Here is a 26,222-nt window from a genome sequence, read left to right as displayed (position 1 = left end):
TTACTCCCGGCCCAAATCGCGGTGCCGAATACTTGTGGTGACGCGCGGCAATTGGCTCAGGCGCTTGGCAAGTTCAATGGCAACAGCCACAGAACGGTGCTTGCCGCCTGTGCAGCCAACCGCAATGGTTGCGTAGTGCTTGTTCTCGCGGCGGTAGCCCTCAAAGACTGGTTCCAGGGCGTGCACGTACCTGTCCACAAAGTCGGCTGCGCCGTTGTCGTTGAGCACAAAGTTGCTGACGGCCTCGTCCTGGCCGGTCAGCGGGCGCAGCTGCGGGATCCAGTGCGGGTTGGGAATGAAACGGACATCCGCCACGTAGTTGGCGTCCACGGGCAGGCCGTACTTGAACCCGAAGCTCATGACCGTCAGGCTCAAAACCACCGGACCCGACTCGGAAAACAGCTCCGTGACGGCAGAGGCCAGCTCATGCACGTTCATGACGGAGGTGTCCAGGATCATCTCCGCCTGGTTCTTCATTTCCGCGAGCAGCAGGCGCTCGGCGGCGATGCCATCGAGGATCCGGCCGTCCTCCTGCAAGGGGTGGGGGCGCCGGCCCTGCTCGAAGCGCCGCACCAGCGTGTCGTCACTGGCGTCCAGGAACAGCACCCGGTAGCTCACGCCGGCGGATGAGAGTGCGTTGAGTGATTCGCGAATGTCTGCAAAGAGAGCCTTGCCGCGGACATCGACGACGACGGCCAGCTTGGGCAGCGCTGCCGGCATGCGTGAGACCAGCTCCGCCAGCGTGCCCAGCATCTGCGGTGGCAAGTTCTCGATGACGTACCAGCCATGGTCTTCCAGGGCGTTGGCAGCGGTGCTGCGGCCGGCGCCGGACATGCCCGTTACCACCAACAGTTCGGCTTCAACCGGTTTAACCGCCGTCAAGGATTCCTCGCCGCTGCCGGTCGTGTCTTGCTCTTGGTTCATTACGTTTCCCTGTCAATTATTTGTGTGAAACCCAAGGGTTCCGCCGCCCAGCCACGGCTACAGACTAAGCCTATCCTCCGAGGGACCCGGAAAGGCGCGAAGCGGCTTTCCGGGAGGAGGCCGCCAGGCGCGTTCGCTAGTCGAGTATTTCGCCGGTGGTCATGTTGATTGCTGGTGCGGGCGTCAGGTTCTGGTCGCTGGCGTTCACGGTGTCATGGATGGCTTGCGCCAGCACGGGCCCCACACCCTTGGCCTGCGCCAATTCCTCCACCGTGGCGGCACGGACCTTCTTGAGTGAACCAAAGTGGGCCAGCAGCGTTTTCTGTTTGGCGGCACCAAGCCCCGGCACGGTATCCAGGACTGAGGCCACCATGGCCTTCCCGCGTTTTGCCCGGTGGAAAGTGATGGCAAATCTATGGGCCTCATCACGGATCCGCTGCAGCAGATACAAGCCCTCCGAGGAACGCGGCAAGATGACCGGGAAGTCACTTTCGGGCACCCATACCTCCTCGAGGCGTTTGGCCAGGCCAATTACGGCAACGTCGGTGATGCCCAGGTCGGCCAATGCCCGCGCCGCAGCGTTAACTTGGGGTATGCCGCCGTCGACCACCACCAGGTTGGGCGGGTAGGCGAACTTGGACTTGGGCGCCTCAACGGTGTCCTCAGCACCTCCGGCCACAAGCTCACCGCTGGCGAGGGTGCCCTGGGCGCGCGTCTCCTTCTCCGCGAGGTAGTTGCGGAAGCGGCGGGTGATGACGTCATACATCGACGCGGTGTCGTCGATGGCGGCTTCACCCGTAATCGCGAACTTGCGGTATTCGCTCTTCTTGGCGATGCCGTCCTCCACCACCACCATGGAGGCCACCACATTGGTGCCTTGGACATGGGAGATGTCGAAGCATTCAATGCGCAGCAGCGGCATGGGCAAATCCAGGGCCTCCTGGAGTTCCTGAAGCGCCAGTGAGCGCGTTGTCAGATCCCCTGCCCGGCGTGACTTGTGCAGGGCCATGGCCTGGCGGGCATTGATCTGGACAGTGTCCATCAACGCAGCCTTCTCGCCCCGCTGGGGCACCTTGATGGAGACCTTGCCTTGGCGCAGCTCACCCAGCCACTGGGCCAGGTATTCATGGTTGGCAGGCAGCTCGGGGACAAGGATCTGGCGCGGGATGGCGTCCTGCTGCTGTTCCTCTCCGCCATAGACCTGCTGCATCAGGTGCTCCCACAGCTCGGCGTTGGAGGCGTCCTCGACCTTCTCCACCACCCAGCCTCGCTGGCCGCGGATGCGCCCGCCGCGGACAAAGAAGACCTGCACTGCAGCTTCAAGGTCATCCTGCTCCACAGCAAAAATGTCCGCGTTGGTGTCTTCGGTCAGGACCACTGCGTTGCGTTCAAAGACTTTGCGCAGCGCAATGATGTCATCGCGCACCCTGGCGGCCTGTTCGTAGTCCAGCTCAGCCACGGCGGCTGACATGCGCTTCTCCAGGGTGCCGATGAAACGTTTGGCTTCCCCGCCCATAAAGTCACAGAAATCCTGGGCCAGGGCCTTGTGGTCTTCGATGCTGATACGGCCCACGCACGGGGCAGCGCATTTGTCGATGTAGCCCAGCAGGCAGGGGCGGCCGCTGCGTTCGGCGCGGCGCAACACGCCCGTGCTGCAGCTGCGCACGGGAAACACCCGCAGCAGGGTGTCCATGGTTTCGCGGATGGCACCGGCTGTGTACGGGCCAAAGTATTTGGTGCCCTTGCGCCGTTCACCGCGCATCACCTGGACGCGGGGAAACTTCTCACTCATGGAGACGGCGAGATACGGGTACGTTTTGTCGTCCCTGAACGCAAGGTTGTACCGGGGCGCGAATTCCTTGATCCACGTATATTCCAGCTGCAGCGCTTCCAGCTCGCTGCCCACAATGGTCCATTGCACACTTGCCGCATGATGAACCATGGCATGGGTTTTGGGCAGCAAGGTGGCCGGATTGGCGAAGTATGAATTCAGCCGGGATCGGAGGTTCTTGGCCTTGCCCACATAAATAATGCGTCCGTGTTCATCACGGAAACGGTAAACACCTGGGTCCGTAGGAATTTCGCCGGGCTTGGGCCGGTAACTTGCTGGATCTGCCACATCATCATTCTAGGGTGGGCCCGTGCGTCCGGGGCGACGTTCAGCGGGCTTGCACGCTGTGGGCGGACGCGGGTGGGGCCTATTCGATGCTGGGGCTCTGGTTGTATTTGGCGCTGCGCTCCTGGCCAGTGAGTTCGGCAATGGCATCCATGATGGTGTCAGTGACGTGCCGCCTGGCGGGCAGGGAATGGTCCGGGCCCGTTTTTTCAAAGTACAGCGGCTTGCCGAAGCGCAGCGTGAACTTTGCCGGCCGGAAGCCCTTCCCACCGGCTGGCTGCAACTTTTCGGTGCCAATAATGCCTACGGGGACCACTGGGGCGCCCGTTGTCAGGGCCAGCCAGCCTACGCCGGTGCGGCCGCGGTACAGAACTCCATCACGTGAGCGTGTGCCCTCGGGATAAATGCCCACGCCCTCATTGCGGCCCAGAATCTCCAGCAGCGTCTTCAAGGCCTGAACGCTGGCAGCCTGTTCGCCGCGTTCCACCGGGATGGAGTTCACCGACTCGAAGAATGACTTCATCAGTTTTCCCCTGATGCCCTTGCCGTTGAAGTATTCGGCCTTGGCGAAGAAGGAAACCGGCCGGGGCGTCAGCGCCTGCACAATGACCGAGTCAAAGAAGGACAGATGGTTGGGCGCCACGATGAACGGCCCGTCGGTGGGCACATTCTCCAGACCTTCAACGGTAGGCCGGCACAGTGCGCTGATGGTTCCGCGTGTCAGCCCACGGGTCATGTCATAGAGCACCATCGCGAGCCTCCAAGAAAGTCTGAGTCAATTCTTGGGCAAGTTCGTCTGCAGAGTGCACGACGGCGGTCACGCCTGCCGCCGCCAGCTCGCCGTCGGCGGCAAAGCCCCACGAGACGCCAATGCAGTCAAGGCCGTTATCTTGGGCACCGCGCACATCCTGGTGCCTGTCCCCCACCATGACTGCGGCGGACCCGGCGCCATCTGCAAGATCGCCCAGTTCTGAGAGTTCAGTCAATGCGGCAGCAATGATCTCGCTCTTCCCTGCACGGTAGCCAGGCGCACCGGGCATCAGGGTCTCGTCCGCGTGAGAGCCCTTGATCACGGTAAACAACTGGTCAATCTCATGCAGTGCCAACAGTTTCTTGGCCAGTGGTTCGGGCTTCTGTGTGGCAACAGCCAGTGGAACCCCTGCCGCTTTCAGCTGAGTCAGCAGATCCTTGATGCCCGGATACAGCACAGACATGGCCATACCCTGACGGCCATACCAAACCCTGTATGCGGCAATAACCGCCGGCACGGTGTCCAGCGGTACACCGGCAAAAGTGACCAGCGCGTCAGCGAGCTTGGGCCCGACCATCGCATTGAGGGCGTCCAGTCCGGGACTGGGCAAGTCCATGGTCCTCAGGGCATATTCAATGCCTTGGGTGATCCCTCCGGCCGGGTCAACAAGGGTCCCATCGAGGTCGAAAAGGACTGCGGTGGCAGTTTTGCCACGATTGACGGGCGGAGCGGCGATATTCACGTCCATAGTTTCTCACGACATGCCCCACTACCAACTCATCCATGCACCGGCAGGCATATCTTGAGCGAAGAATTCAACAGCCACCCAGCCCCCGCCCTCCCATCTGTGACGCAGTTGTTGCGGTGGAAAGCGCTTTCTGAGGCGATTTTGGAGCAACAACTGCGTCACAGTTGGGAAGGGGTGACGGGGCTAGACGTTCAGGGCTTCGCGCAGGAACGTGGCGGTGTAACTTTGTTCACTCTTGGCCACCTTCTCCGGGGTTCCCGTGGCAATCACCTGGCCGCCACCGGTGCCGCCGTCGGGCCCCAAGTCCACAATCCAGTCAGCACTCTTGATCACATCAAGGTTGTGCTCAATGACGATGACGGTGTTGCCCTTGTCCACGAGCCCCTGCAGCACCAACAGCAGCTTGCGAATGTCCTCAAAGTGCAGGCCCGTGGTGGGCTCGTCCAGGACGTAAATGCTGCGCCCGTTGGAGCGCTTCTGCAGTTCGGCGGCGAGCTTGACGCGCTGCGCCTCACCACCGGACAAGGTGGTGGAGGCCTGCCCCAAGCGCACGTAGCCGAGTCCGACGTCGACCAGCGTGCGCAGGTGCCGGGCAATGGGGGTGAAGGCTGCGAAGAAGTCGGCGCCTTCCTCGATGGGCATGTTCAGCACGTCGGCAATGGACTTGCCCTTGTAGTGGACTTCCAGGGTTTCGCGGTTGTAGCGGGCTCCGTGGCAGACCTCGCACGGCACGTAAACATCCGGCAGGAAGTTCATTTCAATCTTCAGCGTGCCGTCACCGGTGCACGCCTCGCAGCGCCCGCCCTTGACGTTGAAGGAGAAACGCCCCGGCTGGTAGCCGCGCATTTTTGATTCGTTGGTCTCGGCAAAAAGTTTCCGAATGTTGTCAAAAACGCCCGTGTAAGTGGCCGGGTTGGAGCGCGGCGTGCGACCAATGGGGCTCTGGTCCACGTGCACCACCTTGTCCAGGTGCTCCAAACCATCCACGCGCAGGTGGCGGCCGGCAACCTGCTTGGCGCCGTTGAGCTTGTTCGCCAGCACCTTGTACAGGATCTCGTTGACCAGGGTGGACTTGCCGGAGCCGCTGACGCCGGTCACGGCCGTCAACACGCCCAGCGGGAACTTCACGTCAACGTTTTGGAGGTTGTTCTCCTTGGCCCCGACCACCGTGAGTTCACGCTTTTTGTCGTACTTGCGCCGGGTGGCCGGCATGGCGATGGACTTGCGCCCGGACAGGTAGTCGCCCGTCAGGGAGCGGGTGTTGGCCAGCAAGTCCTCCAAGGATCCTGAGTGCACCACTTCGCCGCCGTGCTCACCGGCGCCGGGGCCAATGTCCACAATCCAGTCGGCTTCCTTGATGGTGTCTTCATCGTGTTCGACCACAATGAGGGTGTTGCCAAGATCGCGCAGGCGGGTGAGCGTTTCAATCAGGCGGCGGTTGTCCCGCTGGTGCAGACCGATGGACGGCTCATCAAGCACGTACAGCACGCCCACCAGGCCGGAGCCGATCTGCGTGGCCAGGCGAATACGCTGGGCTTCGCCGCCGGAGAGGGTGGCCGAGGCGCGTTCCAGGTTCAGGTACTCAAGTCCGACGTCGAGCAGGAACCGCAGGCGGGCCTGGATCTCCTTCAGGACCTGACTGGCAATCTGGGCTTCGCGCCCCGTCAGCACCAGGTTGGAGAGGAAGTCGAAGCAGTCGCGCATAGACAGGGCGGCAACAGCGGAAATGGACTTGCCGTTGATCAGCACAGACAGTGAGGCCGGGTTAAGCCGGGCTCCCCCACACGCGGGACACGGAATCTGGCGCATGTATTCTTCGTAACGGTCACGGGCGGAGTCCGATTCCGTCTCGATGTGCTTGCGCTGGATGTACTGCACGGCGCCTTCAAAGCCTGTGCTGTACTTGCGTTCGCGGCCAAAACGGTTCTTGTACTGCACCACCACCTTGTGGTCCTTGCCGTACAGGATGGCCGTGCGCACTGGGGTGTCCAGCTTGTTCCACGGGGTGTCAAGGTCGAAGTCGAGTTCGGCCGACAACCCTTCCAGGAGGCGGTTCCAGTACTCAGTGGTGGCGGTGCCCAGCGACCACGGGGCAATGGCGCCCTCACGCAGCGAGAGGAACGGGTTGGGGATGACGAGCTCTTCATCAACTTCAAGCTTGGTGCCAATACCGCTACAAGCGCTGCAGGCCCCGAAGGGGTTGTTGAAGGAGAAGGAGCGCGGCTCAATCTCGTCAATGGCCAGCGGGTGCTCGTTGGGGCAGGCCAAGTTCTCGGAGAAGGAGCGGATACGTCCGGAATCCTGCTCCGGCAGGTCAACCAGCTCGGCCAGCACGCGGCCGTCAGCCAGCCCCAGGGCTGTTTCGACGGAGTCGGTGAGGCGCTGCTGGATGCCGTCCTTGACCACGAGCCGGTCCACCACTACTTCAATGGTGTGCTTGAACGTCTTCTTCAGCTTGGGTGGATCGCTGAGCTGAATCTGCTCACCGTCCACCTTGGCGCGGGAATAGCCCTTGGCAGTGAGTTCCTTGAACAGTTCAACAAACTCGCCCTTGCGGTCGCGGACCACGGGGGCCAGGATCTGGAAGCGGGTGCCCTCAGGCATCTCCAGCAGCTGGTCCACGATTTGCTGCGGGGTCTGCTTGGCAATGGGCTCGCCGCAGGTGGGGCAATGGGGAGTTCCCACCCTGGCCCACAGCAGGCGCATGTAGTCATAAATCTCGGTTATGGTGCCCACCGTGGAGCGGGGGTTCTTGCTGGTGGACTTCTGGTCAATGGAAACCGCCGGGGACAGGCCCTCAATGAAGTCAACATCAGGCTTGTCCACCTGGCCCAGGAACTGCCGGGCATAGGCGGAGAGGGATTCCACATAGCGGCGCTGGCCTTCGGCGAAGATGGTGTCAAAGGCTAGGGAGGACTTCCCCGAACCAGACAATCCCGTGAACACGATCATGGCGTCACGGGGCAGGTCAAGGTCAACGTTGCGCAGATTGTGCTCGCGGGCGCCCTTGACTATCAAACGCGACAAGTCGGGGCGCTGCGGATCGGTTGACGAGTTGTGCAACTGGGCCATTGTTTCCTTCACATTGCTGTCCACTGTGTGGGCGCGGCACGGCCAGAACTCGGCCGGGCTCGCGCGCATTCACTGCTAAGTATAATCGAAAGTTCGTTCGAACGCGCGCCGTTGTTGCCGCACGTCAGCCGCTGACGGCGCGATCCAGGGCGGCGCCCACAATGCGCAGCGCCTGGCTATGGGGCACACCCAAATCACGCACGACGGCGGCAAAGGCATCAGCCGCCGCTGCAACTTGGGCCGAAATGGCGTCGCCGCCGGATGCCACGGCGGTGCCGCTGCGTCCAGCCGTCACCACAATGCCTGCCTGCTCCAGTTCCCTGTACGCCCTGGCCACCGTGTTGGCTGCCACGCTCAAATCCGCCGCGAGTGCACGCACCGACGGAAGTTTGCTGCCCACGGCCAGCTCACCCGAGGCTGCCAGGTCCAGGATCCGCAAGCGGATCTGCTCATAGGGCGGCACTGTGGACTCCGAGTCCAGATGCCAGCGGCGCATTAAAATATCCATGGTGTTCATAACTGACTCACCTCTTCCACCAGCGGATCTCCAAACTGGCTCATGTATAGCTCGAAGTAGAAACCCTTGCGTTCAAGGAGCACGTGATGGTTGCCCTGTTCAATGATCTCACCGTTATTCATCACCAGTATCAAATCTGCGTCACGAATCGTGGAGAGTCTGTGCGCAATGACAAAACTGGTCCTGTTGTGGCGGAGTTTGTTCATGGCCGTGCGAATCATGACTTCGGTGCGGGTGTCCACGGAACTGGTGGCCTCGTCCAGGATCAGAATGCCGGGGTTGGCAACCCACGCGCGGGCAATCGTCATGAGCTGGCGTTGCCCCTGACTCAGCCCGCCGCCGTCGTCGCTGAGGACTGTTTCATAGCCGTCGGGGAGCGACATCACAAAGTGGTCCACATGCGTGGCCACCGCGGCCTCAATGATCTCCTCCTCGGTGGCGTCCAGCTTGCCGTACCTCAAGTTGTCCTTGATGGTCCCACCAAACAGCCAGGCATCCTGGAGCACCATGCCCAATTGGCTGCGCAGGTCATCACGGGTCAGGCGGGCCGTGTTGACGCCGTCAATGGTGATGGTGCCCGAATCGATCTCGTAGAACCGCATGAGCAGATTGACCAGGGTGGTCTTGCCAGCGCCGGTGGGCCCCACAATGGCAACCGTCTGGCCAGGTTCGGCCACCAGGGACAGGTCCTTGATGAGCGGCTCCCCCGGCTTGTAGCCGAAGTTGACGTGGTCAAAGACCACCCGCCCCTTAGGTTCGGCCAACACCGCCGGCGGGGTGTGGTCCGGGGTTTGCTCCTCGGCATCCAGCAGCTCAAAGACACGCTCTGCCGAGGCCACCCCGGATTGCAGCAGGTTGATCATGCTGCCCAGCTGGGCCATGGGCTGGCTGAACTGGCGGGAGTACTGAATAAACGCCTGGACACTGCCGATAGTCAGGGCACCCTGGGCCACCTGAATGCCGCCGAGCACCGCCACCACCACATAGTTCAGGTTGGAGATGAAGTTGGTGCTGGGCATGATGATGCCGGAAATAAACTGGGCCTTGGCGCTGGATTCGTAAAGGCTGTCATTGGAGACCCGGAACTTCTCAATGGCTGCCTGCTGCTGGCCAAAGGCCTTGACAATCTCATGGCCGGTGAACATTTCCTCCACATGGCCGTTCAGCTCGCCCGTGCTCTTCCATTGCGCCGCAAACTGCACTTGGGAGCGTTTGGCAATCATCACGGTGATGACGGCAACGACCGGCACCGTGAGCAGGGAGATACCGGCAAGCATGGGCGAGATGGAGAACATCATGCCCAGCACGCCGCACACTGTGAGGACGGCGATGAGGATTTGAGTCAGCGTCTGGTTCAGCGTCTGGGAGAAATTGTCAATGTCATTGGTGACACGGGAGAGCACGTCCCCGCGGGATTCCTGCTGGAAGTGTGACATGGGCAGCTTGTCCAGCTTGGCTTCAATCTCTGTCCTGAGCCGGTACATGGAACGCTGCACAATGCCCGTGGTGATGTAGCCCTGGGACCAGTTGAAGAAGAACGCCACCACATACAGACCCAAAACAATCACCAAGACGCCGCCCAGAGCCTGCAGATCCAGGCCCTGCCCTGGCACCACGTTCATGGCGTTGAGCATGTCAGCAAGTTGGCCCTGGCCGCTGGCACGCAGCGCCGCCACCGCCTGTTCCTTGGTGGTTCCGGCCGGGAATGTGTCCAGCATCTGGCCTACGACGCCGTCGAAAATAATGTCTGTTGCGTGGCCCAAAACCTTCGGGGCTAACACCGACAAGCCCACGGAGATGGCAGCCATGGCAACCACCGCTGCTATCCGGATTCTGTCGGCCGCCATCAAGGCGAGGATTCGTTTGAGGCTGGGGCCAAAGGCGATGGCTTTTTGTGGCGGGCCGCCAGCGCGGGCCCCTCGCATCATGGTCATTCCGCACCTCCCTTGTTGTCTGACAGCTCGTTGTCTGAAAGCTGGTCATCGGCGCTCATCTGGGATGTCACGATTTCTTGGTAGGTGGGGCAGCTCTCAAGTAACTGCTCATGGGTTCCCTGGCCCACCAACGCCCCTTCATCAAGCACCAGAATATTGTCGGCGTCCTTGATGGTGCCGACGCGTTGAGCCACCACCAACACTGCCGCGTCGCGGGTGACAGGCCTCAAGGCCGCCCGCAATTTCGCGTCCGTGGCGTAGTCCAGTGCGGAGAAGCTGTCGTCAAAAAGATAGAGCGACGGCTGTGCTGCAATGGCGCGGGCAATGCACAGCCGTTGCCGCTGGCCGCCGGACACATTGGATCCACCTTGCTCAATGGGAGACTCCAGCCCGTGGGGCATGCCCCTGACAAAGTCGGCAGCCTGGGCCGTTTCCAGTGCCTCCCAGACTTGATCGTCCGATGCCTGTGGGTTTCCCATGCGGATGTTGCTGGCCACGGTGCCGGTGAACAGGTAGGCCTTCTGCGGCACCAGGCCGATGGAGCCGCGCAGCGCAGCCAGCGTCACACCCTTGACGTTGTGGCCGCCCAGCTCGATCGAGCCTGCGGTGCTGTCCAGCAGCCGGGGTATGAGGTTCAACAGCGTTGACTTGCCACTGCCCGTGGAGCCGATGATCGCCGTCGTGGTACCCGGAGTGGCCGTAAAACTCACCCCCGACAGGACAGGAGCCTGGGCACCGGGATAACTGAAGGCGGCGTCGGTGACCTGCAGTACGCCGTCGAGCTGCTTGACGGAAACAGCGTCGGGAGCATCCACCACGCTGGCTTCGGTGTCCAGGACCTCCATGATGCGTTCGGCGCTAACAGCTGCGCGCGGAATCATCATGAACATGAACATGGCCATCATGACCGACATCAGGATTTGCATGATGTAGCTCAGGAACGCCGTCAACGCGCCAATCTGCATGTCTCCGGCGTCGATGCGCTGCCCGCCAAACCACAGCACGCCAACACTTGTCACATTCACCACAAAGAAGATGGTGGGGAACATGAGCGAGAGCAGCCGCCCGGCCCGCAGCTGGGAGGAGGTCAGGGCGCCGTTGGCCGTGGCGAACCGGTCAGCCTCATAGTCGCGGCGACCAAAGGCGCGGATCACGCTGATGCCGGTGATTTGTTCGCGCAGCACGCCGTTGATGTCGTCAAGCTGCTTCTGAACCTTGCGGAAGGTGGGGACCAAAACGCGCACAATCAGGCCAATGGCCACGATCAGCACGGGCAGGATCACCAGCAGCAGCCCGGACAGGGGGACGTCCTGGTCCATGGCCAGCACGATCCCGCCAATGCACATGATGGGTGCCATGACCATCATGGTGAACGACATCAGGGTCAGCATCTGCACCTGTTGGACGTCGTTGGTGGTGCGCGTGATCAGCGACGGCGCGCCAATGATGCCCACCTCCTGGGAGGAAAACGTCTCCACCTTATCGAAGAGGTCGCGCCGGATTTGCCGCCCCACGCCCATGGCCAGCTTGGCGCTGAGATAGGTGGCCGCGATGGCGCACACCACCTGGCCCGCCGTGATGGCAAGCATCCAGCCGCCCAGGTTCATGATCAGGGCGATGTTGCCCTTGACCACGCCGTCGTCGATGATGTCGGCATTGAGCGTGGGCAGGTACAGCGTGGCCAGCGTGGAGAGGAACTGCAGCACCACAATCATGATCAACTGCGCCCTGTGCGGTGCCACATTGCGGGCTATCAAGCGAAACAGCACGTCAAACTCCTAGGTGCGCATCAAAATTTGGTTCGAACTGGTAACAACTTACTCCTGGGCAGGCGTCTTGTCAGTGTGAACTTCCTGTGGGTTTCCCGTGGCGTTGCTGTCCGGTGAGTGTGCAGATAATGCCCTCTAAATCGATTTAGGGGGCATCATCTGCACACTGACCGGCGGGTCAGGCCGCGCCTTGCTCAGCTATATAGTTCAAAGGCCACTACTCCGCCGGCGGTCACCATCTCGATCTGCCGCCGGGCCTGCGTCTCAACGGGTTCGGGGCTCAAGGCGCGCAGATACTCCTTGTGTTCCGCCAGCGAGGCAACTGCCTTCTCGATATTCTCCGGGCTGACCTTCACAAAATGTGTTGGCTGAGGTGAGCTGATGCCCACCCAGCGAACCTTGTGGCGGCCCAAACCCTCATCGAGGAGTTCGGGGAAGATCCAGTCATTGTCGGCATCGGAAACCGCGTCCAGTACGCTGCGTCCAACAGCCCTGTGGTCGGCGCTGTTCCACCGGCCCGGACCCCAATGATCACAGTGGTTGAGCGTCAGCACAACATCCGGTTTCACCAGGCGCATGTGCCGGGCAAAGTCACGGCGCAGGGCCACACCTTCCTCGATTCGCCCATCCGGGTGGTCCAGGATAGTCAAATTTTCAACGCCCACCTGCCCGCACGCGTTGAGTTGTTCCACGGCCCGCAACGGCCCGCTCAGCTCGGGAGTCATCGTGGCAATGCCAGCCTCCCCGTGAGAAGCCAGTAAATAGTGGACTTCCTTCCCGTCTTCAACCCACTGGGCCACTGCCGCAGCCATGCCATATTCGGGGTCGTCGGGGTGGGCAACTATGACCAGGGCGCGCTGCCAGTCTTGCGGAAATGCCTGCAAATCACTCATTGCTTTTCTCCCACCATAAAGATGCGCCGGAACTCAAAGTTGGTACCAAACTCCGTTGCCGGATACGCCTGCCGCAGCAATGCTGCATATTGCTGCTCGAACTCAACTCTATCCACGGGACCCAGGGCAGCCAGAACGGGGCGCAACCCCGTCCCGCGAACCCACTCCAGCACGGGGTTCTCCCCCTGCAGGAGCTGGCTGTACGTGGTTTCCCACACATCGACCCGGGCTCCACCGCGCAGGAACAGCTCCTGATACTCCGCCGGCTCCCCCACCGCATCCCCATGCCGCAGTACACCGTCCAGCTGGTCCCGCCAACGCGTGCTTGCGGCCAATTCACGCATGATGGTGTGCGACGGCGCCCCAAAGTTCCCCGGCACCTGGACGCCCAGCCACCCGCCCGGGCGAAGGGCCGCCAACCAGCCAGCCATCAGTTCTTGATGCCCGGGCACCCATTGCAGGGCGGCATTGGAAACAATCACGTCGGTCTCGCTGGTGGGTGCCCAGCCGGCAATGTCCCCTACGGCGAAGCTCAGCCGCGCACCCGGGTGAGGCTGGACACCTGGCTGGGTGTCGGCGTCGAACATTTCCACCTGTTTAAGCGCGACGGCGATCATGTCGACTGAACTGTCGATCCCCGCAACGCAAGCGGACGGCCAGCGTTGGGCCAGCGTGGCGGTGAGATTGCCCGGCCCGCACCCCAGATCAACCACCCTGGCAGGCGCCGCGGCGCTTATGCGCGCCGTCAGGTCAAAGAACGGGCGGTCGCGAAAATCGCCAAATTCCACGTACTTGGCCGGTTCCCATAAAAACGTTTGATCACCCATGGCGTTATCCTGCCACAGCCTTGAGCGCATAAGCTGGGAACACCATGAATCTTCTTGAACAGCTTGCCACCCTGAACCCGCAAACCTCCTCCGATGACGACGTTCTCGACGCGTTTTTGGAATGGACCATGGACAAGGGCATCGAGCTGTACCCCGCCCAGGAAGAGGCGGCGCTGGAGCTGGTCAGCGGCAACAACGTCATCCTGTCCACACCCACGGGCTCCGGCAAGTCGATGGTGGCCATTGCGGCGCACTTCAACGCCATGGCCAGGGGTGCAGCCAGCTACTACACGGCCCCCATCAAGGCCCTGGTGTCCGAGAAATTCTTCGCCCTGTGCGAGATATTTGGGGCCGAGAACGTTGGCATGATCACCGGCGATTCCTCGGTCAATCAGGACGCGCCCATCATTTGCTGCACCGCTGAAATCCTGGCCAACATTGCCCTGCGCGAAGGTGAGAATGCCGACGTCGGCGTGGTCATCATGGACGAGTTCCACTACTACTCCGACCCGCAGCGCGGCTGGGCCTGGCAGCTGCCACTCCTGGAGCTGCCCCAGTCCCAGTTCCTGCTCATGAGCGCCACCCTGGGTGATGTCAGCCGCTTTGAGCGCGAATTGACCGAGCTGACCAACCGCGACACCACCACCGTTTCCTCCACTGAGCGCCCCATCCCGCTGCACTACTACTACGTGCAAACCGGTGTGCACGAAACCCTGGAGGAGTTGCTCGCCACCAAGCAGGTCCCCGTCTACGTGGTGCACTTCAGCCAGGCCGAGGCCATCGACAGGGCCCAAAACCTGATGAGCATCAACGTCTGCACCCGCGAGGAAAAAGACAAAATCAACGACCTCATTGCCGGCTTCCGCTTCTCCGCGGGCTTCGGCAAGACCCTCAACCGCCTGGTCCGTCATGGCATCGGCGTGCACCACGCAGGCATGCTGCCCAAGTACCGTCGCCTGGTGGAGCAGCTGGCCCAGGCCGGCCTGCTCAAGGTCATCTGCGGCACCGACACCCTGGGCGTTGGCATCAACGTGCCCATCCGCACCGTGCTCCTGACAGCCCTGAGCAAGTACGACGGCGTCCGCACTCGCGTTTTGCAGGTGCGTGAGTTCCAACAGATTGCCGGCCGCGCAGGCCGCGCGGGCTACGACACCGCCGGAACCGTCATGGTGCAGGCACCGGACCACGTCATTGAAAACACCAAAGCCATGACCAAGGCCGTGGCAAAGTTTGGCGACGACCAAAAGAAGCTGCGCCAGGTGGTCAAGAAGAAGCCCATGGCGGGCTTTGTCAGCTGGGGCGAGCCCACGTTCACCCGTCTGGTGGAATCCGTTCCGGAACCGCTGACGTCGAGCTTCACCATCACCCACGCCATGTTGCTGAACCTGCTGGAACGCCCCGGGGATCCCTTCCTGGCCGCCAAAACCCTGCTCACCGACAATCACGAATCGCCGTCCAAGCAGCGCGCCCTGATCCGCAAGGCCATTGGCATGTACCGCGAACTGCTGGGCGCTGGCGTGGTGGAGCGGATTCCTGAGGATGAGCTGGAGGCCGACGGCCGTACGGTGCGCCTGACGGTTCACCTGCAAATGAACTTTGCGCTGAACCAGCCCCTCTCCCCCTTTGCGCTTGCCGCCCTGGACCTGCTGGACCCCGCATCCCCCAGCTACGCCCTCGATGTTATCTCCGTCATCGAAGCCACCTTGGAGAAGCCGCGCCAAATCCTGGCCGCCCAGCTCAAACGTGAACGCACCGAAAAGGTTGCCGCCATGAAGAGCGAGGGCATCGAGTATGACGAACGCATGGCCATCCTCGATGAAGTCACGTACCCCATGCCGCTCTCGGAGCTGCTGTTCGGCGCCTTTGAGCTGTACCGCAAGGCCTCCCCGTGGGTGGGTGACTTTGAGCTGAGCCCCAAGTCGATCATCCGCGACATGTACGAGCGAGCCATGAACTTTGGCGAATACGTCCAGTACTACTCGCTGGCCCGCTCCGAGGGCATCGTGCTGCGCTACCTCACCGACGCCTACAAGGCGCTGCGCCAAACCGTCCCCCAGGACGCCCTGCGCGAAGACCTTGAAGACATCATCTCCTGGCTGGGCGAGCTGGTCCGCCAGGTTGACTCCAGCCTGCTGGACGAGTGGGAAAAAATGACCTCCGGGGACGGCTCCGACGTCGTGACGTTGGCTGAGGAAACGTCCCTCCCGCCCGTCCCGCCCAAGCTCACGGACAACCAGCGCGCCTTCCGGGTCATGGTCCGCAATGAAATGTTCCGCCGGGTGGAGCTCGCGGCTGACGATGACTTCGAGGCCTTGGGGGCGCTCGACGCCGAGCACGGCTGGGATTCGGATCGCTGGGCCGACGCCTTGGACACGTACTGGGACGAACACGAATACATCGAGTCCGGCCCGGCCGCCCGCGGACCTGCCCTGCTGAGCATCACCACGAGTGACGACAGCTGGACGGTGCGCCAAACCATTGTTGACCCCGAGGCCAACCACGACTGGTCAATGACGGCCACCGTGGACCTTGACGCGTCGAACGAGGCCGGGTCCGCCGTCGTAATCTTCAAGGACTTTAGCCGCATGTAAGGTGCGCGCTAAGCTCAATGCATGAGTTTGATACGCACAGCTGCGCCCTCCGATGTCCCCGCAATCCTTGGCATGATTCACGATCTGGCTGTTTATGAAAAAGAGCCGGATGCTGTAAAGAACACCGTGGAGATGCTGCACGCCAACCTCTTTGGCAGTAATCCGCAGATCTTTGCGCACGTGGTGGATTCCGAGACGCCCGGCGAACCCATTGTTGGCTTCGCCCTGTGGTTCCTGAACTACTCCACGTGGGAGGGCACCCTGGGCATCCACCTCGAGGATTTGTATGTGCGCCCGGGGACCCGCGGCGGCGGCCACGGCAAGGCGCTGCTGCGAACCCTGGCCCAGATTGCTGTGGAGCGCGGCTACGCCAGGGTTGAGTGGAGCGTGCTGGATTGGAATGCACCTGCCATCAACTTCTACAAGTCCCTGGGCGCGACGCCGATGGACGGCTGGCACGTCTTCCGGCTGGACGGTCCCGAATTGGACGCCTTCGGTGAGGCGCAGCTGGTGCCGGCGCAGGTGCAGGCATGACCGCCGCTGAGCCTTACTCCATCCGAGGCGTGCGCATCCGCGACCACTGGTTTACGGCACCTGTGGACCACGCCAACCCATCGGGTCCAAGCATTGAACTCTTTGCCCGGGAACTCAGTGACGACCGGGTGAAGTCGGAAGAACTGCCCTGGCTGCTGTTCCTGCAGGGCGGACCGGGCGGGCGTGGCAACAGGCCCACGGCCCTGGGTGGCTGGCTGGCCGAGGCCACCAAGCACTTCCGCGTGTTGATGCTTGACCAGCGCGGCACGGGCCTGTCCACCCCGGCTACGCGGCAAACACTCCCTTTAGTCGGAGATGTTGCCGCCCAGGCCGACTACCTGGCCCACTTCCGGGCCACGGACATCGTCGCCGATGCCGAGCTGATTCGTGCAGCGCTGGGTTCCGGGCCGTGGAGCCTGTTTGGCCAAAGCTATGGCGGCTTTTGCGCGCTGACATACCTTTCTTTCGCCCCCGACGGCGTGAAGGAAGCCCTCATCGCGGGCGGTCTGGGCCCCCTGGATGGGCCGGCCGATCAGGTATATCAGGCTACCTTTGAGCGTTTGCGCCGCCGCAACGCCGAGTACTTCGCCAAGTATCCGCAGGACCGGGCCGTAGTCACCCGGATCATGCGCCACGTGGTGGCCGTGTCCGAGTACCTGCCCACGGGCGAGCGGCTCACCCCGGAACGGGTGCAGATGCTGGGTAACTACCTGGGCGGCAACACACGCTTTGACGGCCTGCACTATCTGCTCGAGGACGCCTTCGTGCCCACGGTGGATGGGGAACGGCTCTCCGATAATTTCCTGGCCCAAGTATCCGCGCAGGTCAGCCGCGCTAGCCAGCCACTGTACGCGCTCATGCATGAGTCCATCTACGTTCAGGATGAAGCCAGTGATTGGGCCGCCGCAAGGGTTCTGGGCGAGCACCCCGACTTCCACCCGGACGTGGCTGAGCCCCTGCTCACCGGCGAAGCTGTGTACCCCTGGTACTTCGAGCAGGACCCAGCCTTGGTCCCCCTGGGCGAGCTTGCCGAGGTGCTGGCGCAGCGCATCGAGGGTTGGGGCCGGTTGTACTCCCGGGAGCAACTGTCTAACAACACCGTGCCGGTGGCGGCCGCCGTCTACACGAACGACATCTATGTGGACCGGGAAATCTCGCTGGCCACGGCTGCCTCCGTCAAGGGTTTGCAGGTCTGGGAGTCAGCCCAGTTCCACCATGACGGCATAGCCGACGACGGCGAGGGCATCTTCGCGAAGCTTCTCGCCTTGGTGCGTGGCCCGCAAGCGTAAAGGCTTTTCGCTCTCCGCCACCGGTTGCTACTGCTTAGGCGTGGCCGGCCTCGCGCATTTGGCGAAGTTCCTTCTTCAGGTCCCCCACCTCGTCACGCAAGCGGGCTGCCAGTTCAAAGTGGAGGTCGGCGGCCGCGCCGTGCATCTGCGCCGTCAACTCTTCGATGAGGCTGATCAGCTCGGCTGCGGGGCGGGAAGCGAGCCCGTCCTTGCGGACAGCCTTCTTGCCGGCCCCGGCTTTTTTGAGCCGCGCCTCCTCCAACAGGGCGGCCGTGTCGGCATCTTCACGCGCCAGCTGGTCGGTGATGTCGGCAATCTTTTTCCGCAACGGCTGCGGATCAATGCCGTGCTTGGTGTTGTAGGCGACCTGAATTTCCCGGCGCCTGTTGGTCTCGTCAATGGCGAACTGCATGGATGCCGTGACCCTGTCCGCATACATGTGGACCTCACCGGACACGTTGCGGGCGGCACGTCCAATGGTCTGGATCAATGACGTGGAGGAGCGCAGGAAGCCTTCCTTGTCCGCGTCAAGGATACTCACCAGGGACACCTCGGGCAGGTCCAAACCTTCCCGCAACAGGTTGATGCCCACCAGCACATCAAAAACACCCATCCGCAGCTCACGCAGCAACTCCACCCGGCGCAACGTGTCAACATCCGAGTGCAGATACTCAACCTTGATGCCGTTGCCCAGGAGATAGTCGGTCAAATCCTCGGACATGCGCTTGGTCAAGGTGGTGACCAGAACACGCTCGTTCTTGGCTGTACGCTTGCGGATCTCACCGAGCAGGTCATTGATCTGGTCCTGGGACGGTTTAACAATGATCTCGGGGTCAATCAGGCCCGTGGGGCGGATGATCTGCTGAACGTAGCCGTCCGACTTGCCCAGCTCATATTTGCCAGGGGTTGCCGACAGGTACACGGTCTGGCCCACGCGCTCCAGGAACTCGTCCCATTTCAGCGGCCGGTTGTCCATGGCTGAGGGCAGCCGGAATCCGTGGTCCACGAGTGTGCGCTTGCGGGACATGTCGCCCTCATACATGGCACCAATCTGCGGCACCGTTACGTGCGATTCGTCAATGACCATGAGGAAGTCGTCCGGGAAGTAGTCGATCAGACAGTGCGGGGCGCTGCCCTGTTCACGGCCGTCAATGTGCCGCGAATAGTTTTCAATGCCGTTGCAGAAGCCCATCTGCTCCATCATTTCCAGGTCATAGGTGGTTCGCATGCGCAACCGCTGGGCTTCCAGCAATTTGTTCTGGCTTTCCAGCTCCTTGGTGCGGCTGGCCAGTTCATCTTCGATCTGCTTCACGGCCCGGGCCATGCGGTCGGGGCCAGCAACATAGTGCGACGCCGGGAAAACGTACATCTCGTTTTCCTCCCGGATGATTTCTCCCGTGAGCGGATGCAGCGTGTAGATGTTCTCTACTTCGTCACCAAAGAACTCCACCCTGATGGCCTGCTCTTCATACATGGGAATGATTTCCACGGTGTCCCCGCGCACCCGGAAGGTGCCGCGGTGGAAATCAATGTCGTTGCGCGTGTACTGCATACTGACGAACTTGCGCAGCAGGTCATCACGGTTCATCTGGTCCCCTCGGGTGAGGGTAACCATGCCGGCCACATACTCCTCCGGAGTGCCCAAACCGTAGATGCAGGACACGGTGGCCACCACAATGACATCCCTGCGGGTCAACAGCGCGTTGGTGGCGGAGTGGCGCAGGCGTTCCACCTCCTCGTTGACAGAGGAATCCTTCTCGATAAAGGTGTCTGACTGCGGCACGTACGCCTCAGGCTGGTAGTAGTCGTAGTAGGAGACAAAGTACTCCACGGCGTTGTTGGGCAGCAGTTCCCTGAACTCGTTGGCCAGCTGGGCCGCAAGGGTCTTGTTTTGCACAAGAACCAAGGTGGGCCGCTGGACCTGTTCAATGAGCCACGCCGTGGTGGCCGACTTGCCCGTTCCCGTGGCACCCAGCAACACCACGTCCTTTTCACCATTGTTGATGCGTTCGGTGAGTTCCTTGATGGCGGCCGGCTGGTCCCCGGCGGGCTGGAATTCACTGATGACTTCGAAGGGGGCCACAACACGATTGATCTCTTGCGCAAGACTCATAGTCTTAACGCTACCCCTGTTGGTGGCGGTACGGGCACGTAGTGAAATAAGTCATGGGTAGGACTCCCCATGAAACATGCACGGTAATTGCCTCACCCCGTGCAAAACTATTATCAGTTAGTCACATCATTCGCCCTTGAGAGGACATCATGACGCAGAACAACCCCGAAGAAAAGAATTCCTACGGCCAGCAGCCCCAGCAGTACGGCCAGCCCGCCTACGGAACCGCACCGTATGGAGCCCCCGCCGAAGATCCGGGCAAGACCTTGGGTATCATCGGCCTGGTCCTGTGCTTTGTCTTCTCCCTGGCAGGACTGATTGTGTCCATCATCGCCAAGAAGAAGTCCACCGAGGCCGGCTTCACCAACACTCCGGCCAACGTTGGCGTCATCCTGGGCTGGATCTTCACCATCCTCGGTGTCATCGGCATCATCATCTACATCATTGCCATCATTGCCTTGGTCAACAGCGGCACCATGACCACCACGTACTAGGCACTGCATATAGACAGCGGGCCCCTTCCCAGGACGGAAGGGGCCCGCAGCGTTTAAGCCTTTCTTAGCCAGTGGAGTGCTGCGCCGGGGCCTGTGCCAGGGCAGTCACAGTGGCTGCCCTGCCGGGATCTGCCGAAACATGCAGCGACCCTCCCCCGCTGGTCCGCCCGGACAGGGGAAATCCCGCAGCAGCCAGGGGCGCCATGGCGGCCAGCAGGTCCTCTGCAGTGCGCACCTGAACTTGCAGTTCCAAAACATCCGGGGCCGGCTGTCCCGGAACGGACGTTGCGCCTATGTGGTCAACGCTCACGGCCAGCTCTCCTACGGCCGTCTTCACCCGTGCCGCCAAGCGCGCCGCCTGGACCGGCCAGCGGGGATCGGCCGGAACATTTTGGGGCGTCAGCGGCCCGGCTGCTGGCTGGCCGTCAGCAAGATTCGCCGCAAAGGGCAGCAGCCTGCCATGCCACAATGCATCAAGGGCAGCGATGGCCTGCTGGGGATCGCCGTCATTGGCAATGACCACGTCGGCGGCCGCCGCCCGTTCGGCGTCGCTGGCCTGCGCATCCATCCGGGCCTGCGCATCCTCCCTGGACATGCCCCTGGTGGCCATCATGCGTGCCACCCTGGTCTCGGCGGAGGCCTGGACCACCACCACCAGATGGAAAGCGGCTCCCTGCCCCGTCTCCACGAGCAGCGGGATGTCTTGGACCACGATGGCACCAGGGCCGGCTTGGTCCTTCATTGATTGCGCTGCGGCCCTGACTCGCGGGTGGATGATGGCGTTGAGCGCCTGCCGTTGGGATGGGTCGGCAAACACCAATGAGCCGAGCTTGAGCCTGTCCAGCGAACCGTCGGGCAGCAGGAAGTTCTGGCCAAACTGCGCCACCACCTGGGCCAGGCCCGGCGTGCCGGGGGCCACCACCTCACGGGCCAGCTGGTCGGCGTCAATGACCACTGCGCCCAGTTCACGGAAACGGGTTGACAGAAGCGATTTTCCGGCAGCAATGCCGCCGGTGAGTCCCAAGGAAAGCATGTCTCCACACTAGACTGAAATGGTGAGCCAAACACCCGAACCCCAGTTGGCCACTCCCGGCGCGGACAGTTACACCACCTTCGCCGCCGGCCAGGACTACCGCCACGAACTGAGCATCAAACGCTCACGGTTCATCACAGTGCTGCGCCGGGTTGAGGACGAGACCGCCGCCCGGGAACTGGTGGCCGAGCTGCGGCGGGAGTTTTACGACGCCCGGCACCATTGCAGCGCCTTTGTCATTGGCCCCGACCGTGGCGTGCAACGCTCCAACGACGACGGCGAACCCTCCGGCACCGCCGGCACCCCCATGCTGGAGGCCCTCCTGAAACGCGAGACCCGCGCCGCGTCCGAAACGGGCGCGGGCAGCGACGGTACCGCCGACCTCAGCGACGTGTGCGCCGTCGTCGTACGCTATTTTGGCGGGATCCTGCTGGGCGCCGGCGGCCTGGTCCGCGCCTACTCCGAATCCGTGAGCTCTGCCATCAACGCCGCGCCCCTGGTGCGGCGCAACAGACTGCGGCTGTTTACGGTGGCGGTTCCCCACGCGCAGGCGGGCCGCCTGGAGAATGATCTACGCAGCTCCGGGTACGTCATGACGGGCAATACGTACGACGCCGAGAACACTCACGTGGGGCTGGCCATGGCCGACGACACGGACGTTATTATCGCCGCCGTTGAACGATTGGCCGCGCTCACCGCTGGCAGCGCCCGTTTGAGTGTTGTTGGCACTGACTGGGTGGACTCGCCGCGCTAAGCCGAGCCAGTTGCTGACTTGCCGACACAGCAAAAGGCGGGCCCCCACCAAAGTGGGGACCCGCCTTTTATTCACCTAAGCGAGTGAAATGCTTAGCGGAAATTAGTTTCCGGTCAGCTTTTCGCGCAGTGCGGCGAGGGCTTCATCAGAAGCCAAGGTGCCGGCACCGGCGTCGGCTGCAGCAGGCTCGGAGGAGTAGGAAGTCCCTGCGGACTCGCCACCTTCACCGGCGCCATCGGCAGCTGCATCTTCTGCGGCGTGCTCAGCAACCTGCTTCTTGTGTGCTTCCCAGCGAGTCTGGGCGTCAGCGTACTGCTGCTCCCAAACGGCGCGCTGGGACTCGTAGCCTTCAAGCCACTCGTTGGACTCGGAATCGAAGCCCTCCGGGTACTTGTAGTTGCCCTCTTCGTCGTACTCAGCAACCATGCCGTAGAGTGCGGGGTCGAACTCGGTGGAGTCGACGTCAACACCCTCGTTGGCCTGCTTGAGGGACAGTGAGATGCGGCGGCGTTCCAGGTCGATGTCGATGACCTTGACGAACAGCTCGTCACCAACGGAGACAACCTGCTCGGCCAGCTCAACGTGGCGAACTGCCAGCTCGGAGATGTGAACCAAGCCTTCGATGCCGTCTTCAACGCGAACGAACGCGCCGAACGGAACCAGCTTGGTGACCTTACCCGGTACAACCTGCCCGAGGGCGTGGGTGCGGGCGAAGGTCTGCCACGGGTCTTCCTGCGTAGCCTTGAGCGAGAGCGAAACACGCTCGCGGTCCAGATCCACTTCGAGAACCTCGACGGTGACTTCCTGGCCAACTTCGACAACCTCGGACGGGTGGTCGATGTGCTTCCAGGACAGCTCGGAAACGTGAACGAGACCGTCTACGCCGCCAAGGTCCACGAATGCACCGAAGTTGACGATGGAGGAAACAACGCCGGGACGAACCTGGCCCTTTTCCAGCTTGTTGAGGAACGTGGAGCGAACCTCGGACTGGGTCTGCTCGAGCCAGGCACGGCGGGACAGAACAACGTTGTTGCGGTTCTTGTCCAGCTCGATGATCTTGGCTTCGATCTGCTGACCGATGTAGGGAGCCAGGTCGCGCACACGGCGCATCTCGACCAGCGATGCGGGCAAGAAGCCGCGCAGGCCGATGTCGAGGATAAGACCACCCTTGACCACCTCGATGACGGTACCGGTAACGACACCATCTTCTTCCTTGACCTTCTCGATGTCGCCCCAGGCGCGCTCGTACTGTGCGCGCTTCTTGGAGAGAATCAGACGGCCTTCTTTGTCTTCCTTCGTGAGGACCAAAGCTTCAACCTGATCGCCAACGGAGACAACGTCTCCGGGATCAACGTCGTGCTTGATGGAAAGCTCGCGGGAGGGGATGACGCCTTCGGTCTTGTAACCGATGTCGAGCAGAACTTCGTCGCGATCAACCTTAACAACGATACCTTCGACGAGGTCTCCGTCGTTGAAGTACTTGATGGTTGCATCTACTGCGGCGAGGAATTCTTCAGCAGTACCAATGTCGTTGATGGCAACAACGGGAGTGGTACTAGTCTTCTCGGGGGTCGTGATGGTCATGTAGTAGGGGCTCCGATGTGGATAGTTGGTTTCGCCGAACCCTAGCAAATGCACGCATGGGGCGCGTCTTGCTGGACAGGGTCCGGAATTATTATGGTTGCAGGGGTTCCTGCGGATAATTCATGCACATCATGAGTAATTTCTTTGCGGTTGTAACCACTCGAATCCACGCATGACATGCCCATTTAGTCTAGTTGCTTGGGCCATGGAGCGCAAAACCCGTGTTCGACGGCGATAATTGCGTTTGTGGACAATTCAACCCTTTTGCGGCTGGGCCCCAGCACGTGGGTTCTGTTGGCGGTTTTCCTGCTTCTAGCCGCGGTTCTTTGGCGCACGGCGCTGGACCGCTCCCCCGCCCAGATGCTCGTTGCCGGCGTTCGGGCCCTGGTTCAGCTGGCTGCCGTGGCACTGGTGATCGCGTGGTTATCCAACGCGGGTGCGTGGGCTTTTGCGTTCGTTGCCCTCATGTTTCTCGTTGCTGTCTGGACTTCGGGGCGGCGGGTTGCTGCCGACGGGCGGTGGTGGATGGCCGCGATTCCCTTGGCAGTAGGGGTGATTCCACCGGCGGCGCTGATGTTTGCCGTTGGCGTGCTGCCGTTCAATGCGCTGGCCATCATTGCCATCCTGGGCCAACAAATTGGCGGTGCCATGTCCACGGTGACCCTCAGTGGGCGGCGGATCCGTGACGAACTGGTCCTTCGGCACGGTGAGGTGGAGGCGGCCGTTGCGCTGGGTTTCGAGTGGCACGCAGCCCGTGCCCTGGTGGCCAAACCAGTCGCCGGAGAGGCTGTGTTGCCCAGTTTGGACCAAACCCGGACGGCAGGGCTTGTCACGTTGCCGGGTGCTTTTGTGGGCATGATCATAGGCGGCGCCACTCCCCTGGACGCCGGCCTCATCCAACTGCTGGTCTTGGTCTCCCTGCTCTTGGTCACTTCCAGTGCAGCGGCCGCCACTTTGTGGCTGGGCTGCCGGGGCGCCTGGACCCGGCCGGCCCGATCTCACTGACGGTTTACATCTGCGGTTTCCGGGCTTGTCGGCGTTGCAGCGGCTTGTCAGCGGTTCGGGAACCGCCGACAAGCTGCCCGGGCGCATTTATGCGAAGAATGTTGTCCGGCGGGCCGGCAATGTGGCGCCCGCACGGAGCAATGCAGCCCGAATTCTTGCTTCCAGGGCTGCGGGATCATTCAAATCGGACCAACTAATGCGAATAAAGCTCCAGCCCAGTTCCATGAGGTCCTTTTCGCGCTGGCGCTCCAGGGCAATCGCCTCGGCGGTGGGCCGGTAGTCGAAATACTTGCCCCAGCCGTCAAACTCCAGGATCAACCGGAACTCCCGCCACGCAAAATCCGCCCGGTGCACCCCATGCCGGGTGGTGATGGTGACTTGCAGTTCCGGCATGGGCAATTTTGTGGCGGCCAGGAACACCCGAGTGCGGGACTCCCCTGCCGATTCACTGAGTGGATCCAAGAAGTCAAGTGTCCGTTTGGCCCGGGCCGAGCCCCGCTTGACCTCACTGGCCTCAAGGAGCCGCTGCAAGTCAGGAATCAAGAGGCCCTTCCTGACCGCATGGTCACCGATGATGACAGCGGGCTCGAGGCGGAACAGACGTGCGCAATCGAGGACGGTTTGGGCCATGGATGTCACGGGGACTTGAACAGGCCCGATTCGCTTCATGACCACGTGCCCGGCATCGAGCGCCTGCTGGTGCACGGAAGTACGGGCCCCGCCGTTTGCATGGCCGGGGGTTTGTCCATGGGTGACATGGACAGTGGCTCCACAACCCCATGTCCGTAGACCGTGGAGCCGGGCGGCGCTCGAATGGCTGTATACACCACTGCTGAGTGACGCCAGTACGTGTGCAATGAGGGCAACATCGTCCCGCGCCCACGGTGTCAAGTTCCACCATTCGGTGCCTTGGACGTAGGCGCCCCGGTGGAGACGGACAACAAGCTGCCGGGTAACAGCTGCCGTCAAAACCTTGTGTGTCAGACCCGCCGCTTCCAACATCCTGTTGGTTGCCACGCCACGAACAGCCTTAGCCGGCCACCGTGAGGCCACCATGTGTGCAAGTTGATTGTTGTCCATGCCCCATCGTTGCGCGGTCCGGGCGGTATTGCGCGGGTGAAAACAGGGATTGTGGACAACTTCCGGCTCTAGGAGCCGTGTGGGGGAAAGAACAGTGCACACTGTCCGGTGGCTCACTTCACTGCAACTGCGGCTGGGCGGCTTGTGGGCGGTTTGCGAACCGCCCACAAGCCGCCGAACCGCAGGCAAGCCGC

General features: G+C 61.9%; 20 protein-coding genes. 6 read left to right on the top strand and 14 right to left on the bottom strand.

The window, feature by feature from the left end:
• From rapZ to CVS27_RS15885, 10 genes are all read right to left on the bottom strand, one after another.
• Entirely contained in the window at positions 1–924 is a 924-nt protein-coding gene (gene rapZ / locus CVS27_RS15930; RefSeq protein ID WP_103466835.1) for an RNase adapter RapZ, read from the bottom strand.
• 136 nt (positions 925–1,060) lie between these two features.
• Complete coding sequence (gene uvrC / locus CVS27_RS15925; RefSeq protein ID WP_103466834.1) at positions 1,061–3,043, bottom strand: excinuclease ABC subunit UvrC; 1,983 nt, start codon at positions 3,041–3,043, stop codon at positions 1,061–1,063.
• Positions 3,044–3,122: 79 nt separating this feature from the next.
• Positions 3,123–3,791, bottom strand: a complete 669-nt coding sequence (locus CVS27_RS15920) for a lysophospholipid acyltransferase family protein (RefSeq protein ID WP_103466833.1) — start codon at positions 3,789–3,791, stop codon at positions 3,123–3,125.
• Positions 3,778–4,533 carry an HAD hydrolase-like protein gene (locus CVS27_RS15915; protein ID WP_243400229.1) on the bottom strand — a complete coding sequence of 252 codons (756 nt, stop codon included), beginning with the start codon at positions 4,531–4,533 and terminating at the stop codon, positions 3,778–3,780. The genes CVS27_RS15920 and CVS27_RS15915 overlap by 14 nt, the downstream gene beginning before the upstream one ends.
• Before the next feature lie 189 nt (positions 4,534–4,722).
• Positions 4,723–7,611: an excinuclease ABC subunit UvrA gene (uvrA, locus tag CVS27_RS15910; RefSeq protein ID WP_103466831.1), complete on the bottom strand. Its 2,889-nt coding sequence runs from the start codon at positions 7,609–7,611 to the stop codon at positions 4,723–4,725.
• A gap of 124 nt (positions 7,612–7,735) precedes the next feature.
• Positions 7,736–8,128, bottom strand: coding sequence for a GntR family transcriptional regulator (locus CVS27_RS15905; RefSeq protein ID WP_243400228.1), 393 nt, complete (start codon positions 8,126–8,128; stop codon positions 7,736–7,738).
• Positions 8,125–10,062 carry an ABC transporter ATP-binding protein gene (locus CVS27_RS15900; protein WP_103466830.1) on the bottom strand — a complete coding sequence of 646 codons (1,938 nt, stop codon included), beginning with the start codon at positions 10,060–10,062 and terminating at the stop codon, positions 8,125–8,127. Before CVS27_RS15900 ends, CVS27_RS15905 begins: the two co-directional genes overlap by 4 nt.
• Positions 10,059–11,831, bottom strand: coding sequence for an ABC transporter ATP-binding protein (locus tag CVS27_RS15895; RefSeq protein ID WP_103466829.1), 1,773 nt, complete (start codon positions 11,829–11,831; stop codon positions 10,059–10,061). Before CVS27_RS15895 ends, CVS27_RS15900 begins: the two co-directional genes overlap by 4 nt.
• A gap of 194 nt (positions 11,832–12,025) precedes the next feature.
• On the bottom strand, positions 12,026–12,724 hold the full coding sequence (locus tag CVS27_RS15890) for a PIG-L deacetylase family protein (RefSeq protein WP_207767547.1): 699 nt from the start codon (positions 12,722–12,724) through the stop codon (positions 12,026–12,028).
• The gene (locus tag CVS27_RS15885) at positions 12,721–13,551 is read right to left on the bottom strand and encodes a trans-aconitate 2-methyltransferase (protein WP_103466828.1); all 831 of its coding nucleotides are present in this window, start codon (positions 13,549–13,551) and stop codon (positions 12,721–12,723) included. Before CVS27_RS15885 ends, CVS27_RS15890 begins: the two co-directional genes overlap by 4 nt.
• Positions 13,552–13,595: 44 nt before the next feature.
• Between CVS27_RS15885 and CVS27_RS15880 the strand changes: the two genes are divergently transcribed.
• From CVS27_RS15880 to CVS27_RS15870, 3 genes are read left to right on the top strand one after another with little or no spacing between them, the layout of a single operon-like run.
• The gene (locus CVS27_RS15880; protein WP_103466827.1) at positions 13,596–16,142 is read left to right on the top strand and encodes a DEAD/DEAH box helicase; all 2,547 of its coding nucleotides are present in this window, start codon (positions 13,596–13,598) and stop codon (positions 16,140–16,142) included.
• 21 nt (positions 16,143–16,163) lie between these two features.
• Positions 16,164–16,676 carry a GNAT family N-acetyltransferase gene (locus CVS27_RS15875; protein WP_103466826.1) on the top strand — a complete coding sequence of 171 codons (513 nt, stop codon included), beginning with the start codon at positions 16,164–16,166 and terminating at the stop codon, positions 16,674–16,676.
• Positions 16,673–17,965 carry an alpha/beta fold hydrolase gene (locus CVS27_RS15870; protein ID WP_103466825.1) on the top strand — a complete coding sequence of 431 codons (1,293 nt, stop codon included), beginning with the start codon at positions 16,673–16,675 and terminating at the stop codon, positions 17,963–17,965. The genes CVS27_RS15875 and CVS27_RS15870 overlap by 4 nt, the downstream gene beginning before the upstream one ends.
• A gap of 34 nt (positions 17,966–17,999) precedes the next feature.
• Here CVS27_RS15870 and uvrB read toward each other — a convergent pair whose 3' ends face one another.
• Positions 18,000–20,078 carry an excinuclease ABC subunit UvrB gene (uvrB, locus tag CVS27_RS15865; RefSeq protein WP_103466824.1) on the bottom strand — a complete coding sequence of 693 codons (2,079 nt, stop codon included), beginning with the start codon at positions 20,076–20,078 and terminating at the stop codon, positions 18,000–18,002.
• Between the two features lie 149 nt (positions 20,079–20,227).
• Between uvrB and CVS27_RS15860 the strand changes: the two genes are divergently transcribed.
• Positions 20,228–20,572 (top strand): DUF4190 domain-containing protein, encoded by a 345-nt coding sequence (locus tag CVS27_RS15860; protein ID WP_103466823.1) that lies wholly within the window; start codon positions 20,228–20,230, stop codon positions 20,570–20,572.
• Positions 20,573–20,636: 64 nt separating this feature from the next.
• On the opposite strand, the gene coaE is transcribed toward CVS27_RS15860, so the two are convergent.
• On the bottom strand, positions 20,637–21,605 hold the full coding sequence (coaE, locus tag CVS27_RS15855; protein ID WP_103466822.1) for a dephospho-CoA kinase: 969 nt from the start codon (positions 21,603–21,605) through the stop codon (positions 20,637–20,639).
• 22 nt (positions 21,606–21,627) lie between these two features.
• On the opposite strand from coaE, the gene CVS27_RS15850 reads away from it, so the two are divergent.
• Positions 21,628–22,359 carry an IMPACT family protein gene (locus tag CVS27_RS15850; RefSeq protein WP_370739521.1) on the top strand — a complete coding sequence of 244 codons (732 nt, stop codon included), beginning with the start codon at positions 21,628–21,630 and terminating at the stop codon, positions 22,357–22,359.
• Between the two features lie 102 nt (positions 22,360–22,461).
• Here the strand turns inward: CVS27_RS15850 and rpsA are convergent, their stop codons facing one another.
• Positions 22,462–23,943, bottom strand: a complete 1,482-nt coding sequence (rpsA, locus tag CVS27_RS15845) for a 30S ribosomal protein S1 (RefSeq protein WP_103466820.1) — start codon at positions 23,941–23,943, stop codon at positions 22,462–22,464.
• Between the two features lie 246 nt (positions 23,944–24,189).
• On the opposite strand from rpsA, the gene CVS27_RS15840 reads away from it, so the two are divergent.
• Positions 24,190–24,948: an ABC transporter permease gene (locus tag CVS27_RS15840; RefSeq protein ID WP_207767546.1), complete on the top strand. Its 759-nt coding sequence runs from the start codon at positions 24,190–24,192 to the stop codon at positions 24,946–24,948.
• An 87-nt stretch (positions 24,949–25,035) separates the two neighbouring features.
• Here CVS27_RS15840 and CVS27_RS15835 read toward each other — a convergent pair whose 3' ends face one another.
• Positions 25,036–26,028, bottom strand: coding sequence for a hypothetical protein (locus CVS27_RS15835; protein WP_103466819.1), 993 nt, complete (start codon positions 26,026–26,028; stop codon positions 25,036–25,038).
• Positions 26,029–26,222 lie beyond the last annotated feature (194 nt).

Origin of the sequence: Arthrobacter glacialis (genome assembly GCF_002909445.1) — a bacterium.
In the GTDB taxonomy this organism is placed as follows: domain Bacteria; phylum Actinomycetota; class Actinomycetes; order Actinomycetales; family Micrococcaceae; genus Specibacter; species Specibacter glacialis.
This window is presented reverse-complemented; position numbering and strand designations above follow the sequence as displayed.